This is a genomic window from Runella sp. CRIBMP (assembly GCF_009905605.1).
GTDB lineage: Bacteria > Bacteroidota > Bacteroidia > Cytophagales > Spirosomataceae > Runella.
The window spans coordinates 184,921-200,760 of sequence record NZ_JAAAKZ010000001.1 but is presented as its reverse complement, the minus strand read 5'-3'; the positions used below and the strand labels follow the sequence as shown (position 1 = coordinate 200,760).

Below are 15,840 nucleotides of genomic sequence, written 5' to 3'. Positions count from 1 at the left end.
GCAACCCGTTACGCAATCCTACTTTTTTCGGCGTATGCGAAAGAGTTTAACCAACGGCTCAACATAGTCTTGTTGGGAATCAATGGATACGTAATTGATGTCGTTTTGACGAGCAAATTGTTCGATTTTTTTTCCCACCTGCGCAAAATCTTCTCGTACCCGTTTGCGAAACCACGGAGAAGAGGCATTTACCCAAACGGTACGGTTAGATTCAGGATCTACCATCGGAATAATGCCCAAACGCGGCAAATCAGTTTCTCGTTTGTCGAGCAAGTGCACCATGACCAAATCGTGCTTACGCGCCAAGGCCCGCAGATTGTGCTCGTAGTTTTTATCGATAAAGTCTGAAATAAAAATCACTACGCTGCGGCGTTTGAGTACGTTGAGGGTAAAAAGTATGCCTTCTGCTAAGTTGGTTTTAGAGGAGACAGGTTTGAGTTTGTACAATTCAGTAATCACCTCGTAGCCGTGTTTCATGCCGTTGGAGGGGCGAATGTATTTTTCTTTTTGGTCCGAAAAACACAGCAAACCCACATGACTTGCTTCTTGAATCGCCGATAAAGCTAGCACGCCACAGATTTCTTTGGCGGTATCCAATTTTGAATGATTGGCATGACCCACTTGTTGAGAGCCGCTCACGTCTAAAATAAAAAAAACCGTTTGCTCTTTCTCTTCCCTGAAAATCTTCACGAACGTTCCGTGGCCTTTGGCCGATACGTTCCAGTCGATGGTACGCACATCGTCGCCGTATTGGTATTCGCGCAAATCCGCAAACTCTACCCCCGAGCCTTTAAAAACCGACCGAAAGCTACCGCGCATGTCGGCATTGACGGCTTTTCGAATCCGAATCTCGTACTGACGAATCTTTGTAATAAATTGCTCAATCATGCGTATTTTTGTAGCTCAGTACCTCAAAAATACAAAATTCAGTCATGATACGCCGTACCCTCCTTTATTTTTCCGTCTTTACTTTGCTACTCTATGGCTGTCAGGATGAACCCGAAATCCCTGCGGGCACCGTACCCGAAGCCAAAATGGCGCAAATTTTAACCGATATTCACATTATCGAAGCAAGAGTGAGCAGGCTAGGAATGACATCCCTCGATTCTTCCACGATTGTTACTGAGTACATGAAGGCTAAGGTGTTTAAAAAATACGGTGTCGATTCGGCAACTTACAATCGCAGCTATCAATTTTATTCCACCAACCCTGTTTTTATGGAGCGTATTTATAACACTGTGGTGAAAGATTTAGAAATCCGCCAAAAGAAAAAAAATTACAAAGGTTTGTAAGATGACTATTCCAGAAGAACTAAAAAAGGCCATTGTCCAAATGCCACAAAAAGAAAAAGACAAACTTCTTCTTCGATTGATTGGAAAAGACGACAACCTTGTGCAACGGCTTGAATTTGAACTGATTGAAATGGGCGACACCGTTCAGAGCCGTCGCGACGACATCAAACGCCGAATTCTGAAAAGCGCCCAAATGACCCACAATACGCCAGGCTGGATGATGATGGACATGCGAAACCTGTCGGGGGATATCAGTCAACACCTAAAAATCACCAAGGATAAATACGGCGAAATTGAATTAACCATTTACCTTCTTTTAACTTTTTTTGAACAGCAGTCTTCGCTCCTCCTGATTCATAACAGCAAAAGCGATTCTTGTGCCGAATACATTGCCAAGCGCACCGACAGCGTGCTAAAAAAGTTGGCAAAATTTAACCCAGATTACTACGTAGATTTTGAAAAAGATATGCAGCAACTGCTGAATTATGTGCACAGCCATTGTCCCAGAAACTACGCCCGCCAATTAGATATTCCCAAAAATTGGCCATAAAAAAGGAGCTTGTGAGATTCACACGCTCCTTTTTTATAATTCAACTAAAAGATAATCAAGTCTATATTAATCTTCAAGACTATTTCTTCACCGCCATCACCATCTTAATATCAAGCTTGGCTCCTACCGCCAGCACGTCTATTAAATCTTGTACAGAAATACTTTGGTCTACCTGAAGAATGATTGTCTTTTCCTCAACTCCCGCAAAAGTAGACGCTAAAACACTTTCCAGCTGCTCTTTAGGCAATGGCTCACGGTCAAGAAAATAATTTTTTTCTGCATCTACCGAGAGGGTAGTCTGCTTTTTCTGCATTTGTTGGGTAGCCGATGCCTTTGGGAGCATCAACTTAATCACATTGGGGTTCACCATCGTCGAAATAATCAGGAAGAACAACATCAAGAAGAACATGATGTCGTTCAGCGATTGGGTGAACACTTCGGGGGCGAATCTTGCTTTACGGCGGATTTTCATAGTTTAGTCATTTCGGTCATGCATTATCTATCATGAACGACTCGTAATGGGTTTCTGTAAAACGTCAATAAAATCAAACGCCCCAGCCTGAAGTTTTAGCGCAATGCGGTCAATCTTCATGTTCAACAAGTGATAACCCATATACGCAACCAAACCTACAATCAGACCTGCGCCAGATGTTACCATTTTCTCATACATCCCGCTCGCAATGGTGCTGATGTCGAAATCATTAGACAACGAGATGCTATAAAAGATGTTAATAATCCCTGAGATTGTTCCTACGAAACCCAACATCGGCGCAATACCCGCAATCACCCCAAGGTAGGCAAGGTTGCTTTCCATGCGTGAAATTTCAATATGGCTGGCGTTTTCGATGGTACTTTCAATGTCTTTGATGGAATAGCCAATACGCCCAACGGCTTTTTCAAAAATTCGTCCCGCGGCAGAGCGTTGATTACGACACAATGATTCGGCAGATTTGATATTTCCTTGTTGCACAAAATCTTTCATGTTATCAATAAAACTCTCTTCGAGTTTGCCGTTGGAATTGATGGCCAACCAACGTTCAAAAATCAAAAAAAGCGTCAGGAAGAACATAATCAGGAGGGGAATCATCACCCAGCCTCCTTTTAATAATAAATCGAATAACGAGATTCCTTGGGCAGAAGTAGCAGAAGTAGCTACGGAGTCAACGGCAGTTTGCGCTTGGAGTAAAATCATTACTGGTTTGGTTTTTGCTGTGTCAAAAACGGAATGGATTAAAGGAATATTGTTTATAAGGGCCAAATATACGAATTTCTAACCGTTACGGTCAAAAATACCTGTTGAGTTACACGGCAAATAGAAACTACATTATAAACGAAAAATGTGGCAACACATTGGTATTTTTCATCGTCTATTGCCTTTTTTATTCAATATAAAAAAAACCACATTAAGGATGAGCGAACCTTCGACCATCAATCAAAAAAACAGGCCGTTTGTTCGTTTTACCGGACATCCCACCCCACACTATCACAAAGAAGAAACTGGTCTACTTAACTCTGTAGACTGCGTTATTTTTGGATTTTACGGCACTGAACTCCATCTTTTATTGCACCGTTTTCCCTACGAACCCTTGGTTGGACATTGGGCGCTTTTGGGTGGTTTTGTGCATCCCGAAGAAAGCATCGACGACGCAGCGCGCAAAACCGTGGTAAAACTTACGGGCCTTCAGGATGTGTACATGGAGCAGGTATATACGTTTGGAGATGTGTATCGAGTCCCTACCGACCGGGTCATCACTACGTGCTACTACGCCCTTATTGAAGTAGAACCCACCCTCAATCAGCTTTCCCACGAATACGGTGCTACGTGGCAACCAATTTCGAAGGTGCTTCAGTTGGAATTGGTGTATGACCACTTTACGATGTTTGAGAAAGCACTGGAACAGCTCCGCCGCAAAGTGCGCTATCAACCCATTGGATTTGAACTTTTGCCCGAAAAATTCACCATGTTGGAGTTGCGAAATCTGTACGAATCCATTCTAGGACGCCCGCTCGACAAGCGTAATTTTAGCAAAAAAATCCTAAACATGAATTTGTTGGTCAAACTCAAAGAAAAGCAAAAAGGCACTTCACGACGAGGAGCGTACTTTTTTCAGTTTGACGAAAAACGCTACCAAGAGCTAGTCTCCAGAGGATTTTTGTTTGAAATATAAACGCTAACGAAACAGATTACCCCAATTATCGGAGATATCGTTTGTTTTGTCAAAACCCTCAACCCACTCAAGAAATAGCAGTCGAAACTCCTCGATGGCGTCGCGAAGCACTTGAAGGTAACGCACGTCTTTAAAACCAAGCATTTTCAAGCCTGAAGTCTGAGCCAACAGGTTACGCGCATGGATTTTGATTAATACCGCATTTTCCATGCGCAGGCTGTACAAATCTCCCCCTTCGGCCCCCGCAATTTTGGCACAAATGATGCTTGCATCTTCAAACAACATACTGCGGTAATGAGCGATAAACGCATCATCGTCGTCAATTAATTCGACGAGCGAATCCACAATATCGAAAATCTCCCGCGCTTTTTTCATAATCGGCAGATTGTCTACCCGCTCATTTTCTCGCTGAAATTCTCGCCTCGATTCTTCCGAATTGAAATCCTCTTCGCTAAACCCAAAATCCTCGTCATCGTCATCGTCAAAATTATCCATGTTGGTCATGATTTTATGGGCCGCAATTTCTAAAACTTTTGTTATGGAAGCAAAATGAAAGACTTTTTGTAAATTGAAAGCGTAAACTTTCCAATGCCCACTTTATGAACAAATTTTTCATCAACGTACTGGCCGTATGTATCGGCTTTTCTGCTTTTGGTCAAGAAGTAAAAGAAAACAAAGGTTTTTACCAATTTCTCACCGACGACCCCAACCAAAAACCATTTTATTCAGACCGTCAGGGAGTTATTGCTTCCAATGGCATGGTCGCAACGGCTCATCCAGAAGCCTCACGAGTGGGAACTGAAATTTTAAAAAAGGGAGGCTCCGCTGCCGATGCGGCCGTGGCCGTTCAGTTTGCATTGGCGGTGGTACATCCGTCAGCAGGTAACATTGGTGGGGGCGGCTTTTTTGTCTATCGTTCCAAAAAAGGCAAAAACTACACCCTTGATTTTCGCGAAAAAGCGCCCATCCAAGGCCATAAAGACATGTATTTGGATGCCCAAGGCAACGTAATCCCTGGATTAAGCATGACGGGCCACCTGGCAAGCGGGGTTCCTGGTTCAGTAGACGGCATGGTGCAAATCCACGAAAAATTCTCAAAACTTTCTTGGGCTACCTTATTACAACCCGCCATTGATTTGGCGGAAAAGGGCGTCATTCTTACCACCAAAGAAGCGACTGGTCTCAACCGCATCAAAGGTGATTTGTTAAAAATCAACGCCGATACCACGTATTTTCGGCGCAATGATGGCCGCGATTGGCAAGCGGGTGATACCCTCATCCAAGCAGATTTGGGGAAAACGTTACGGCGTATTCAGGAACGCGGCAGGGCAGGTTTTTATGAAGGTGAAACGGCAGATTTGCTCGTGGCCGAAATGCAGCGTGGCAAAGGTTTTATTTCGGCCGAAGACTTAAAGCAATACCAAGCCGTTTGGCGTAAGCCACTCGTTGGCAAGTACAAAGACTACAAACTCATTACGATGCCGCCCGTTTCGAGTGGTGGCGTGGCTTTATTGCAATTGATGAAACTGGTTGAACCTTATCCTCTCAAACGTTGGGGTTGGCATTCAGACTCTACCGTTCAGGTCATGATTGAGGCCGAGCGTCGCGTTTATGCCGACCGTGCCAAGTTTTTGGGCGACCCTGATTTTGTGAAAGTACCCATCAAACAACTCATCGCTTCCAACTACCTGAAAAATCGCTGGAAAGATTTTGATTTCGCCAAAGCAACCGATAGCAAGGCCATCAAAGGCGGTGATATTTCGGGTTATGAAAGCATGGAAACAACGCATTTTTCGATTGTAGACCGTGAAGGCAATGCTGTTTCGGTGACGACAACCCTCAACGGCGGCTACGGCAGCCGCGTGATTGTCAAAGGAGCGGGCTTCTTTATGAACAATGAAATGGACGATTTCAGCATTAAACCGGGTGTTCCCAACATGTTTGGATTGATTGGCAACAAAGCCAACGCCATTGCTCCCGGCAAACGAATGTTATCCTCCATGACCCCTACGATTCTCGAAAAAGACAAAAAATTATACATGGTTGTCGGAACGCCCGGCGGGTCAACAATCATCACGTCAGTCTTTCAAACCATCCTGAACGTGGTAGAGCACGGTATGACCATGCAACAGGCCGTAAACGCGTATAAATTTCACCATCAGTGGCTTCCCGATAAAACTACTTTTGAAAACGGTGCTTTTACGGAAGGCGTTCTGCAACGATTGCTTTCAAAATCATACATTCTTGAAATGCAACGCAATACCATCGGACGCATGGACTGCATTTTGGTACTGCCCGACGGTCGTCTCGAAGGTGGCTCTGACCCCCGAGGTGACGATACGAGTGTTGGCTACTAAATCCTTCAAATGCGCCTCCATTATCAAACCTACGGCGATGGCCCACTGCCTCTTTTGGCATTTCACGGCATTGGACAAGACCATCGCTGTTTTTTGCCCTTGGTCAATGTCTTGAAGAGACAATACACATTTTACCTTTTTGATTTACCATTTCACGGAAAAAGCCCCGCCATGGATACCGAAAAACTGTCCATGGCGGAGTGGCAAGACACCCTAGAGGTCTTTTTGGCCGAAAATCACCTGCAAACTTTTTCGGTTGTCGGGTTCAGCATGGGAGGCAAATTTGCCTTGGCTACGCTACAACTATTCCCAAACCAGATTATCTCCTGCTGGCTATTGGCTCCCGATGGAATTACTGAAAGCCCGTGGTATCGGTTGGCAACGCGATTTTGGCTAACAAAAAAACTCTTTAAATTCGTTGTTGGGAACGTCGAACACTTTAAAAAGTTGGCTTACCCATTTCTGAAATTAGGATTGGTGGAGAAGAGCGCAGTAAAATTTGCCCAGTCCACCCTTGCCACTGCCGCCCAACGCGAGCGCATTTACCGCTCATGGGTTGGTTTTAGCACCATCCAGCCTGATATTCCCGCAGTAGCAAGTATCATTCTCAAATATAAAATTGATTTAAAGCTATTTTTAGGGCGGTTTGATGCGGTATTACCCGCTTCTTATGTACAGCCTTTAATGAAACGCCTGCCAAATTCAGCACCAATTATTCTTAAAACGGGGCATCACCGTTTAATTGAAAAAGTAGCGGAGTGGTTTGTTTAAAACCCTACTTTTACGACTCAAAGCCCGTAAACATTAAGGCTACCGCTTCACAAATACTCGGGTAAGGCCAATTACAGATACAATCACTAGAATGATCACTACCACCCGGCTGGTTATATTTTCGTTGGGATTTTCAATCAATTGACGTAATCCTTTTGCTTCAAGTCCGACCCAAACTGCCAACGCCGTACGTGGAATCATGCCAAGGAAACCGCCCAAAATGACGTTGGAAAAGCGTATTTTCAATAGTGAGAATATAAGATTGGTCAGTGCAAACGGAACAACGGGGGAGAGTTTGGTAAAAAAAACGAATTGTAATTCATCTTTCTGAATACGATTCAGCATCGACACTACCCGCGGGAAATGCGAAAGATAACGCAGTAGCACCTCACCATTCAAACGTTTGGTGATCTCGTACACGAGGGCAATGGCCGCGAGATTGAGCAAAATCAACGGGACCAATGCCCACCATCCCAGAAAATACCCAAAAGCAAAAGCCAGCAAAGTAGGCGGAATTAACGCCAATGCACACGCCAATGCACATACAACGCACACAATTGCCCAATCTTGTAGATTAAAACGCTCAATAAGCGCTTCATTTCTGATAATCCAAGCCCCTAATATCGAACTCGTAATGAAGGGTAATACCGTTAAAAAAAAAGCCGAGAGACTCGGCAGTAAAGGTGTTTTTTGCGTCGACATGGCCCATAAGCTACTGAAAAGTTGAAGGTTAGAAAACACAACAAGTCCCCTAACCTTCAACTTTTATCCTTATATATTAAGCATAGGTATTCAACATCACTGGCATGACCAGCATCAGAATATCCTCATCATCTTCTTTTTCCAACGGCACTACAAGCCCTGCACGGTTAGGTGCCGACAACTCAAATGACAATGTACTTGTATCTAAGTTATTCAGCATTTCAATTAAAAACTTGGCGTTGAACCCAATCTCCATTTCATCGCCGTTGTATTCACACAACAGGCGCTCATTGGCTTCATTAGAATAGTCTAAATCTTCGGCCGAAATGACAAGTTGGTTTGGTGGTGTGAGTTTCAACCGAATTTGGTGCGTAGTCCGGTTTGAGTAAATCGAAATACGACGCAATGAATTCAGTACCTCACCCCGACTGATGGTCAACACGTTTGGATTATTGGTTGGAATCGCGTTTTCATAGTCAGGAAAGCGCTCATCAATCAACCGGCAAATCATGCGAATATTGGCAAAACTAAAAAAGGCGTTGGCTTGGCTGAACTCGGCTTTGACGGGTACACTCTCCGAGGGGAGCGAAGTCTTCAATAGATTCAACGCTTTCCGTGGAATAATCATGGTAGTATCGACCAACGACTTGACATCATATCGACGATATCGAATCAGCCGGTGGCCGTCGGTAGCCACAAACGTGGCGTAATCAGCGCCGAGTTGCAAAAACACCCCTGTCATGGCAGGACGCAACTCGTCGGTACTGGTCGCAAAGAGCGTATTGGCAATGGCATTTGAAAGGGCATGAGACGATAACTCAACCGAGAACGCCCGATTGACCGAAGGTATCTTCGGAAAGTCGATGGGGTTTTCTCCCGAAAGTTTATAACGGCCATTGTCAGAGATAATTTCAATACCAAAGGTATCACCATCTATGTTGAGCGTAATCGGCTGCTCTGGTAAACCGCGCAGGGTATCTAAAAGCAGTTTGGCAGGAATCGCAATCGCCCCTTTATCTGATGATTCCACTGGCAATTCTGTTACCATCACCGTCTGTAAATCCGACGCTGTAACAGTAAGCAGGTTGTTATCTAGCTGAAACAGAAAATTTTCAAGAATAGGAACAATCGGATTAGTGGAAACGACGCCGTTAATCGCTGCGAGTTGTTTAAGCAAAACCGACGACGATACAGTAAATTTCATAGCTAGGAAAATATTTATTTATTAACAAATTTAGCAAAGATACGGCTAAAGTCAAACTATTTATGCCGGATTGTCCTATCTCTCAGGTAGAAATCTACCAAGACCAGCGCGGCCATAGCTTCCACGATTGGGACGGCTCTTGGCAACACGCACGGGTCGTGCCTTCCCTTGCCCTGTACCAAAATTTTCTCTCCTTCACGGTTTACACTTTCTTGCTCCTGCATGATGGTCGCTACGGGCTTAAAAGCCACGTTAAAGAAAATATCTTCACCGTTGGAAATTCCGCCCTGAATCCCTCCTGAATGATTGGTACGGGTACGTACTCTGCCGTCCTCGTCGGTATAAAAAGCGTCGTTGTGTTCAGAACCCAGCAATTCCACGCCCGCAAACCCACTGCCGTATTCAAATCCTTTAACAGCATTGATACTGAGCATTGCTTTCCCAAGCTCCGCATGAAGTTTATCAAATACGGGCTCGCCCCATCCTACTGGAACACCTTTGAGTACGCAGCTTACAATACCACCGATGGAATCGCCTTCCTTACGAATAGCGTCAATGTAGTCAAACATTGATTGCGCCATCACTGGATCGGGACAACGAACGGCGTTAGAGTCGGTCAGCGATAGGTCAAGTTCGTGATATTCTTTATCCAATTTCAACTTTCCAACCTGCGAAACATACCCCTGGACCGTTACACCGAGGTCAGCAAGTACTAATTTTGCTAAGGCTCCCGCAGCCACCCTGGCCGCCGTTTCGCGGGCAGAACTACGCCCTCCTCCCCGATAATCCCGAACACCATACTTGGTTTGATAGGTAAAATCCGCGTGTGACGGCCGATATTGATCAGCAATGTGTGAATAATCCTTGCTGCGCTGGTCTTCGTTCCAAATCACCATTGAGATGGGCGTACCCGTTGTTTTTTCTTCAAACACCCCTGACAAAACCTGCACCGTATCAGCTTCGCGGCGTTGGGTTGTAATGCGCGATTGGCCAGGTTTGCGACGATCTAGCTCTTGCTGAATAAACGCCAAATCAAACGTTACGCCCGCAGGACATCCTTCTACAACTACCCCAATGGCGGCGCCGTGTGATTCGCCGAAGGTGGCTATTTTAAATATTTTTCCGTACGTACTGCTCATTATTTTCTAAACATAAAAATCATTACAATCAACATTATTACAATTAAGATGTTGGCAATATTGCGAATAATGGTCTGGTAATCAACCACTGGTTTCATACTGTCCCATTGCTCAATGCCCGTATAAACCGACTCGGCATCCGAAGTCAACAATTGCGTATTCTGAACATTTTCTCCAACAATCGTCAGATTCAGCGTTGAATGCAGCGTATCGTATTTTTGCTTCTGAGGGTTAAAATAGACCCAAAATACCAAATTGTTTAACGAATAATTACCACTTTGTTTTGGAATCACCTGATACTGAAGCGTTTTTGCACCAGCAATCCTGTTTTTTTGTCGCACTATGTTATTTTCAATATCAGGCGGGTATACATCAAATAATGCCATATTCGTAAATGTTGGTTCACGAATAGATTGAATATTTCCTTCGCCCACTATGCTAAAATTATACCGATAACTATTTCCAGTCTTAAGTTGACTGCTGTTAATTTTTTCTTCTAATCTAAAATTTCCAACGATGACCTGATTTCGTAGCGGGTGAGGCGGAAGACTCATTACTTCAATCGTGAGCGGTTTAGAGGTATAGGTTTTTAATTCTATCACATCTTTTCCTTCTTCCGACTTTGTTATCATTTTCATCATCCAACCCACCGAAGGAAGTCTAATAGATTGGTTATTTAGAGGAAAAAAGGAAGCCTGATAAATCCGATACTCAGTAAATCGTTTTCCATTAATAGTTATCGGAATATCAGGAATTTCCTGAATACCGAAATTTTCTTCCCAACAATTGGCTGGCTTGAGTAGTTTGAGGACTTTTTCCAGCTGCTTTTCTACTTCGTAGAAATCCATTTCTGCGGCATTGTTCTCAGAAACGAGCAAGGAAAGTCGCAAGTTAAAACCCTGTTGCACATATACCCGCTTTTTATCTACACTAACCGCTAAAAACACTCCTTGTGAAGCCTCTTTTTCCAATTCTGCACTTATTTCAGCCGATTCTTGAGAGATTTCTTCTGTTTCTTCCTCAGTGGCAGATTCAACCGTCACTGTAGTCCCTTCTGAGCGCAGGATTTGCTTATTTACTAAAATTTCAAGTGAACCTATTGTAAACGTCCCCGTTTTTATCGGATAATAATTCTGTGAAATGGTGTATGTCACAATCGTTTTCCCACCCACCTGATTTGTAAGACTTGACCGCGAACTTTCTCGTTTTTGAAAATTTTTGATATTGTCAGGGAATGAAATCAATGGTACTTGTTCAAGTCCCGTTACTTTAACTGAGATGGTAAAAGGCTCCTGTACGTTAATTTTTGTACCGCTAAATTCAATCTCAAAGGGGTTTTCAGGCACTTGAGATTGAGCTATGGATATAGTCCAAAAAAAAATCAAAAAAAGTATATATCTGTTTTCTTTTTTCATCGTTATATTTAATGCAAAATTAACAGACTCGTACGACATAATACCTACACCCAGTTCGTTAATTTACCAAAGGTCCATCCTCTTATCCATTTCTTTAAAATTATGAATCTACTATGGCGACTATGTTAGAGTTTATTAAGACTGTGCTTGTGAAAGTAAGTTTTGACAAAAAGCTGTTTGAAAAAGAGTTACGAAAGGCGCTGAAGGTGCTGTTGCCTGAAGATGTAAAACGGCTTAAAACGTGGTGTTATGAACATTTTAATGAAAAATACCACGTTGTATTAAATCAGTATTTTAGTAGACAACAATTGGCTCTTTAATTTTTTAAGCGCTACAAAAAAGCCCCTCGTGATCGACACGAGAGGCTTTTTTTATACATAATGTTTTTATGCTTTTTTCTTCACTGGAGGCTTAGCTGCTGGTTGAGCAGGCTGCTCTGGTGCTGGCGGGTTCAGGAAGTCATTCGCTACTTTATTGCCTGGATCAATCTCCAACAATTTAGTAAACCATTCCTTCGCTTTGGCTTCATCCTTAAGCGTAATCACACTGTATGCCCCAAGCACTTGGTAAAACAACTTGAAGTTGGCCTTTATAGCATCGTCCATTGGAACGGCCGAAGCAAGCTTGATATAGTTTTCCATGAGCGGAATCGCAATACCATTTGTCATCGCTTCTTCACGGGTGTAGGCAAAGTAATTAGCTTTTGCCCGTTGGCCGTGAGCGTATAGATAATCTGGCTTACGCTCAATCATTTTTATATACAATGAATCTGCCGCTAAGAAGTAGTTACGCTTTTTCTCACGCAAAGCAAGAGAGTCAGGCCCCGAAGCAAAGGTTCTGTTGGCAACGTTATACAAAGGCAAAGAGAGGTTTACATAATCTTGTAAGCCTGGCGTTTTTTCGCGAGCAATTACTTTCTTGTAGTAAACAATCGCTTTTTCGTAATCCTTGGCAGCATTGTAAAACGCGGCAATTTCTTTGTAACCGTTATCAACGGTGTCCATTTCTGCTGCTTTCTCCAAATTCGCCACGGCGGCAGCGGTATCCGCTGGAGAAACACGCAACATCGCATTTCCAAGGTAGCGATAATCGTTATCAATTGCTTTTTGTGGTGCCTGTTTCAAAAACTTATTCAGGTTTTCGATGGCTTTCTCATACTGATTTTCTTTGTACGCGGCCCATCCCATCATACGATACAGCACATCGCTGGTGCGGCCACTGCTCATTACTTTCGCAATTTTCGAGTTTACTTTTGAGAACTCCTCCGCTACGAAGTTAAACTGCGCACTACGCAACACTTCATCATCTGAAGCACACGCCGCAATCTTTTCTATGTAAGCGTCCATGTAACGAGATGCTTGCTTATATTGACGAACGTAGAAGTACAGTTCAGCGTATTCTTTGTTGGCAGGTGCATAATTGGGGTCTACCTCAATTGCTTTTTTAAAGTTGGTTTGGGCCAATTCGTAATTGCGGCCACCCCAATAAATTTTAGCCACTTTAGCGAAAGCTTTTCCTAAGCCTGGAGTGACATTAATGGCATCTTCATAAGCCGACACCGCAGGTCCTGCTTCGCCTTTAATGTAAAATGCATCTCCCTTGGCCATGTAAACTTCCTGATTTTTATCTCCGCCTTTCAGCATCAATGCAATCGCAATATCAGCTAATTCTACCGCCTTGGCTGGGTCAGTTGTTTTGTAGATAGGTTTCATTGAATCTATCACCACATAGCCAGTGTACGCTTCGCTGATACGTTGCAGTACATTTACATTCTTGTTTTTGGTTGCCTTTAGCACTTCGGCAAAAATCGTTTGGGCGCCTGTACGGTCACCTTGGGCCAAAGCAACAGCTCCCATTCCTACCTTATTGAGGTTTTCTTTGCTCTTGGGGTCTGCGGCTAAGCCTTTTTCAAATGCAGCTTTTGCGAGATCAGGCTGCTTGGTGCGGAGGTAGTAGTAGCCTAAGTAGAACTGGTTGTCGGCAGAAGGGGTGGCAGTGGCCAACTTCTCAAATGTTTCTTTCGCCAAGCAAGCCTGGTTGCCGTCCAATTGCTTTAGACCGGTGGCGATGTCTTGAGCAGAAGTCTGACTGTAGACAAACGCACTTGCTGCAAACGCTACCAACCACGATTTGAATCTAATGTTCATCTTTCAGTAGGTTGAAAATGGAGGTGATATAAAAAAAAGTTTAAATGACTCAAACAACGGGTAACAAAACTATGAAATTGTTAGATAACCGAAAAATTTTATATTTCTTTCTTTAAAATTACTTCCCGATTAAATGGTTTTGCCGGCCACAGACCGCACTTTTCAATAACTAAACTCCCCACATCCCGCATAATATAATTGACCAATCCACTGCCTAAGCCCGAGTGCATCTCACGACTTATAACGTACACTTTCCGATGCAGCGGGTATCTTCTCCACTTTAAATCATCCTGAAAAGGCTGATAATAATCTTCTTTGGCAGGATTTGGTTTCTCAGCTACTCCCATTACGCGCAGCCCTTGAGAAAGTTCGGCCGTAAGTGGCGCCTCTCCATCACTTATCCAACTTACCCCAATAAACCCTAAAGCATTGGGGTGTTGCTTTACATATTCTATGACTTTTTTGTTGGAACCTGCCGAAAAAATATTAAGTCCTTTCACATCCGACAGGCCAAATTTTTTCATGATAAAATTAAGGTTACTCGAATTGGCATTGTCAAATACCAGAACAATATCCTCTGCATGATTAGCCCTTCCAAGCTGCCCCCATGTTTTGATTGTTCCTTTAAATACCCCTGATATTTGCTCTAGCGTAATCAGTGTATCGGGATTAGAACGATTTATTAACAAAGCCACCCCATCCGTGGCAATGTGTTGAGGATTGTATTTTATTCCTTTAGACTTAAAAACTTTCTGTTCTTCGGACGTGAACTCACGGGTCACAAATGCCAGACGAGCGCTGTCTTTCAACATAAAAGCAGCCGCTTGATGTTCAGGGAGATACCGAACATCAAAATGCGTTTCTGGAAAGGTATGCTCATAAGCCTGATACACCTGATCAAGCATGGGTTGGAGAGACTCATCCGCAGTAATAGTAACCCGGCCGTGAGACGTTGAATCTTCTGGCCTCTTGCAGGAAACTGCCCAAAGTACAGAAAGTATAAATAATGAGGCTCTAAACATCTTCATTTTGGTACTGAACATATCCACGATAAAATCGATATCCACCATACACAACCAGCATTCCCCCAAATAGGTACCTGATTAATCCGGAAGGTAACATCCCAAAAGTAGCAGAGGAGGCCACCAAAAAGAGGCCTCCTCCGAAATATGCCAGCCCTATACTCATCGAAAGCATCGACGAAAGTTGCCGGTAAAATGGTTTACGCTTCATGCTACTTATTCCAATACAAAACTGATTGGTAAGTTGTATTTTACCCGCACGTTACGGCCAGATTGTTTTCCTGGCTTCCATTTAGGCATACCTTTTACAACTCGCATAGCTTCTTCGTCGCAACCGAATCCCAAACCTTTGAGTACTGCAATATCCTGAATACTACCATCCGTATTTACAACGAATGTTAAAAATACTCTTCCAGATACGTTGGCACGGGAAGCAGCAGCAGGGTATTTGAGCGTTTTCTGCAAATACTGCCCTAATGCAGCCATCCCACCTGGGAATTCTGGGTTTTGCTCTACGACTTGGAAAACTTGTTCTTCAACAGGAGCGGCTTCCACAACTTTTACCTCTTCTTTTACAGGAGCGGTTTCTTCAGGGGCGATAATTGCTTCTTGGGCATTCTCATCACCTTCCTGTGTTTTGTCAGCAACTACTGCTTTTTCAAGTTCTTCCACCACTGGTGGTGGCGTTTCTTCTGGTACTTCTTCATCTTTCTTCACTTCAGGAGGAAGAAATTTGATGGTAGCCACTTTGGGCACCTCAATTGGCGGAGGTGGCGGCGGAGGTGGCTCGTTGGGGTCGATTGGCGGTGGCGGAATCTTCATCAAGTCAATTTCCGACATGAATTGTTCTTCTTCTTTCTGCGGAATCAGACTGATGAGGGCCGGAGAAAGCATCGCCAGTACAAACAGACCGATACCAATAAACATGGATTTGGTCAGCGTTGGACGGTATACTTTTCTCAGGTCATACGCACCATACGCTTTATTGCGGTTCTCGAAGATAATATCGTCGAGAGTTGCCGCGGATGCTTTATTTTCAGCCATTGCGTTTGGTTATTTTTTTAATAAAATAA

The 15,840-nt window shown here is 43.6% G+C and carries 17 protein-coding genes; 5 read left to right on the top strand and 12 right to left on the bottom strand.

From position 1 onward, the window contains the following. Positions 1-18 precede the first annotated feature (18 nt). A complete protein-coding gene (locus GVN20_RS00815) occupies positions 19-888 on the bottom strand; it encodes a DUF58 domain-containing protein (RefSeq protein ID WP_206023170.1) in 870 nt (289 codons plus the stop codon). Between the two features lie 44 nt (positions 889-932). On the opposite strand from GVN20_RS00815, the gene GVN20_RS00810 reads away from it, so the two are divergent. Continuing rightward, complete coding sequence (locus tag GVN20_RS00810) at positions 933-1,292, top strand: DUF4296 domain-containing protein (protein WP_114067928.1); 360 nt, start codon at positions 933-935, stop codon at positions 1,290-1,292. Position 1,293: 1 nt separating this feature from the next. Beyond that, a complete protein-coding gene (locus GVN20_RS00805) occupies positions 1,294-1,842 on the top strand; it encodes a hypothetical protein (protein ID WP_166556519.1) in 549 nt (182 codons plus the stop codon). Between the two features lie 79 nt (positions 1,843-1,921). Here the strand turns inward: GVN20_RS00805 and GVN20_RS00800 are convergent, their stop codons facing one another. Together GVN20_RS00800 and GVN20_RS00795 are read right to left on the bottom strand one after the other, a co-directional pair. Beyond that, entirely contained in the window at positions 1,922-2,314 is a 393-nt protein-coding gene (locus GVN20_RS00800) for a biopolymer transporter ExbD (protein ID WP_114067930.1), read from the bottom strand. A gap of 30 nt (positions 2,315-2,344) precedes the next feature. Then, entirely contained in the window at positions 2,345-3,034 is a 690-nt protein-coding gene (locus GVN20_RS00795) for a MotA/TolQ/ExbB proton channel family protein (protein ID WP_114067931.1), read from the bottom strand. Between the two features lie 217 nt (positions 3,035-3,251). Between GVN20_RS00795 and GVN20_RS00790 the strand changes: the two genes are divergently transcribed. Then, positions 3,252-4,010 carry an NrtR DNA-binding winged helix domain-containing protein gene (locus GVN20_RS00790; RefSeq protein ID WP_166556518.1) on the top strand — a complete coding sequence of 253 codons (759 nt, stop codon included), beginning with the start codon at positions 3,252-3,254 and terminating at the stop codon, positions 4,008-4,010. A gap of 3 nt (positions 4,011-4,013) precedes the next feature. Here GVN20_RS00790 and GVN20_RS00785 read toward each other — a convergent pair whose 3' ends face one another. Then, positions 4,014-4,505 (bottom strand): hypothetical protein, encoded by a 492-nt coding sequence (locus GVN20_RS00785; protein ID WP_166556517.1) that lies wholly within the window; start codon positions 4,503-4,505, stop codon positions 4,014-4,016. A 104-nt stretch (positions 4,506-4,609) separates the two neighbouring features. On the opposite strand from GVN20_RS00785, the gene ggt reads away from it, so the two are divergent. Continuing rightward, positions 4,610-6,367, top strand: a complete 1,758-nt coding sequence (gene ggt, locus GVN20_RS00780) for a gamma-glutamyltransferase (protein WP_166556516.1) — start codon at positions 4,610-4,612, stop codon at positions 6,365-6,367. Between the two features lie 9 nt (positions 6,368-6,376). Then, entirely contained in the window at positions 6,377-7,138 is a 762-nt protein-coding gene (locus GVN20_RS00775) for an alpha/beta fold hydrolase (RefSeq protein ID WP_166556515.1), read from the top strand. Positions 7,139-7,177: 39 nt separating this feature from the next. On the opposite strand, the gene GVN20_RS00770 is transcribed toward GVN20_RS00775, so the two are convergent. The 8 genes from GVN20_RS00770 to GVN20_RS00735 all read right to left on the bottom strand — a co-directional run bounded on the left by GVN20_RS00770 (position 7,178) and on the right by GVN20_RS00735 (position 15,811). After that, a complete protein-coding gene (locus tag GVN20_RS00770) occupies positions 7,178-7,840 on the bottom strand; it encodes a TVP38/TMEM64 family protein (protein ID WP_166556514.1) in 663 nt (220 codons plus the stop codon). Positions 7,841-7,916: 76 nt separating this feature from the next. Next, positions 7,917-9,044: a DNA polymerase III subunit beta gene (gene dnaN, locus GVN20_RS00765; RefSeq protein ID WP_114067936.1), complete on the bottom strand. Its 1,128-nt coding sequence runs from the start codon at positions 9,042-9,044 to the stop codon at positions 7,917-7,919. 56 nt (positions 9,045-9,100) lie between these two features. Beyond that, positions 9,101-10,183, bottom strand: a complete 1,083-nt coding sequence (aroC, locus tag GVN20_RS00760) for a chorismate synthase (protein WP_166556513.1) — start codon at positions 10,181-10,183, stop codon at positions 9,101-9,103. Continuing rightward, the gene (locus tag GVN20_RS00755) at positions 10,183-11,598 is read right to left on the bottom strand and encodes a BatD family protein (RefSeq protein WP_166556512.1); all 1,416 of its coding nucleotides are present in this window, start codon (positions 11,596-11,598) and stop codon (positions 10,183-10,185) included. Before GVN20_RS00755 ends, aroC begins: the two co-directional genes overlap by 1 nt. Positions 11,599-11,984: 386 nt before the next feature. Next, on the bottom strand, positions 11,985-13,745 hold the full coding sequence (locus tag GVN20_RS00750; RefSeq protein WP_166556511.1) for a tetratricopeptide repeat protein: 1,761 nt from the start codon (positions 13,743-13,745) through the stop codon (positions 11,985-11,987). Between the two features lie 98 nt (positions 13,746-13,843). Then, positions 13,844-14,767, bottom strand: coding sequence for a PstS family phosphate ABC transporter substrate-binding protein (locus GVN20_RS00745; RefSeq protein WP_255455412.1), 924 nt, complete (start codon positions 14,765-14,767; stop codon positions 13,844-13,846). Then, entirely contained in the window at positions 14,760-14,978 is a 219-nt protein-coding gene (locus tag GVN20_RS00740; RefSeq protein ID WP_166556509.1) for a hypothetical protein, read from the bottom strand. The genes GVN20_RS00745 and GVN20_RS00740 overlap by 8 nt, the downstream gene beginning before the upstream one ends. Before the next feature lie 5 nt (positions 14,979-14,983). Beyond that, positions 14,984-15,811, bottom strand: a complete 828-nt coding sequence (locus GVN20_RS00735) for an energy transducer TonB (protein ID WP_166556508.1) — start codon at positions 15,809-15,811, stop codon at positions 14,984-14,986. Between the last annotated feature and the right edge of the window lie 29 nt (positions 15,812-15,840).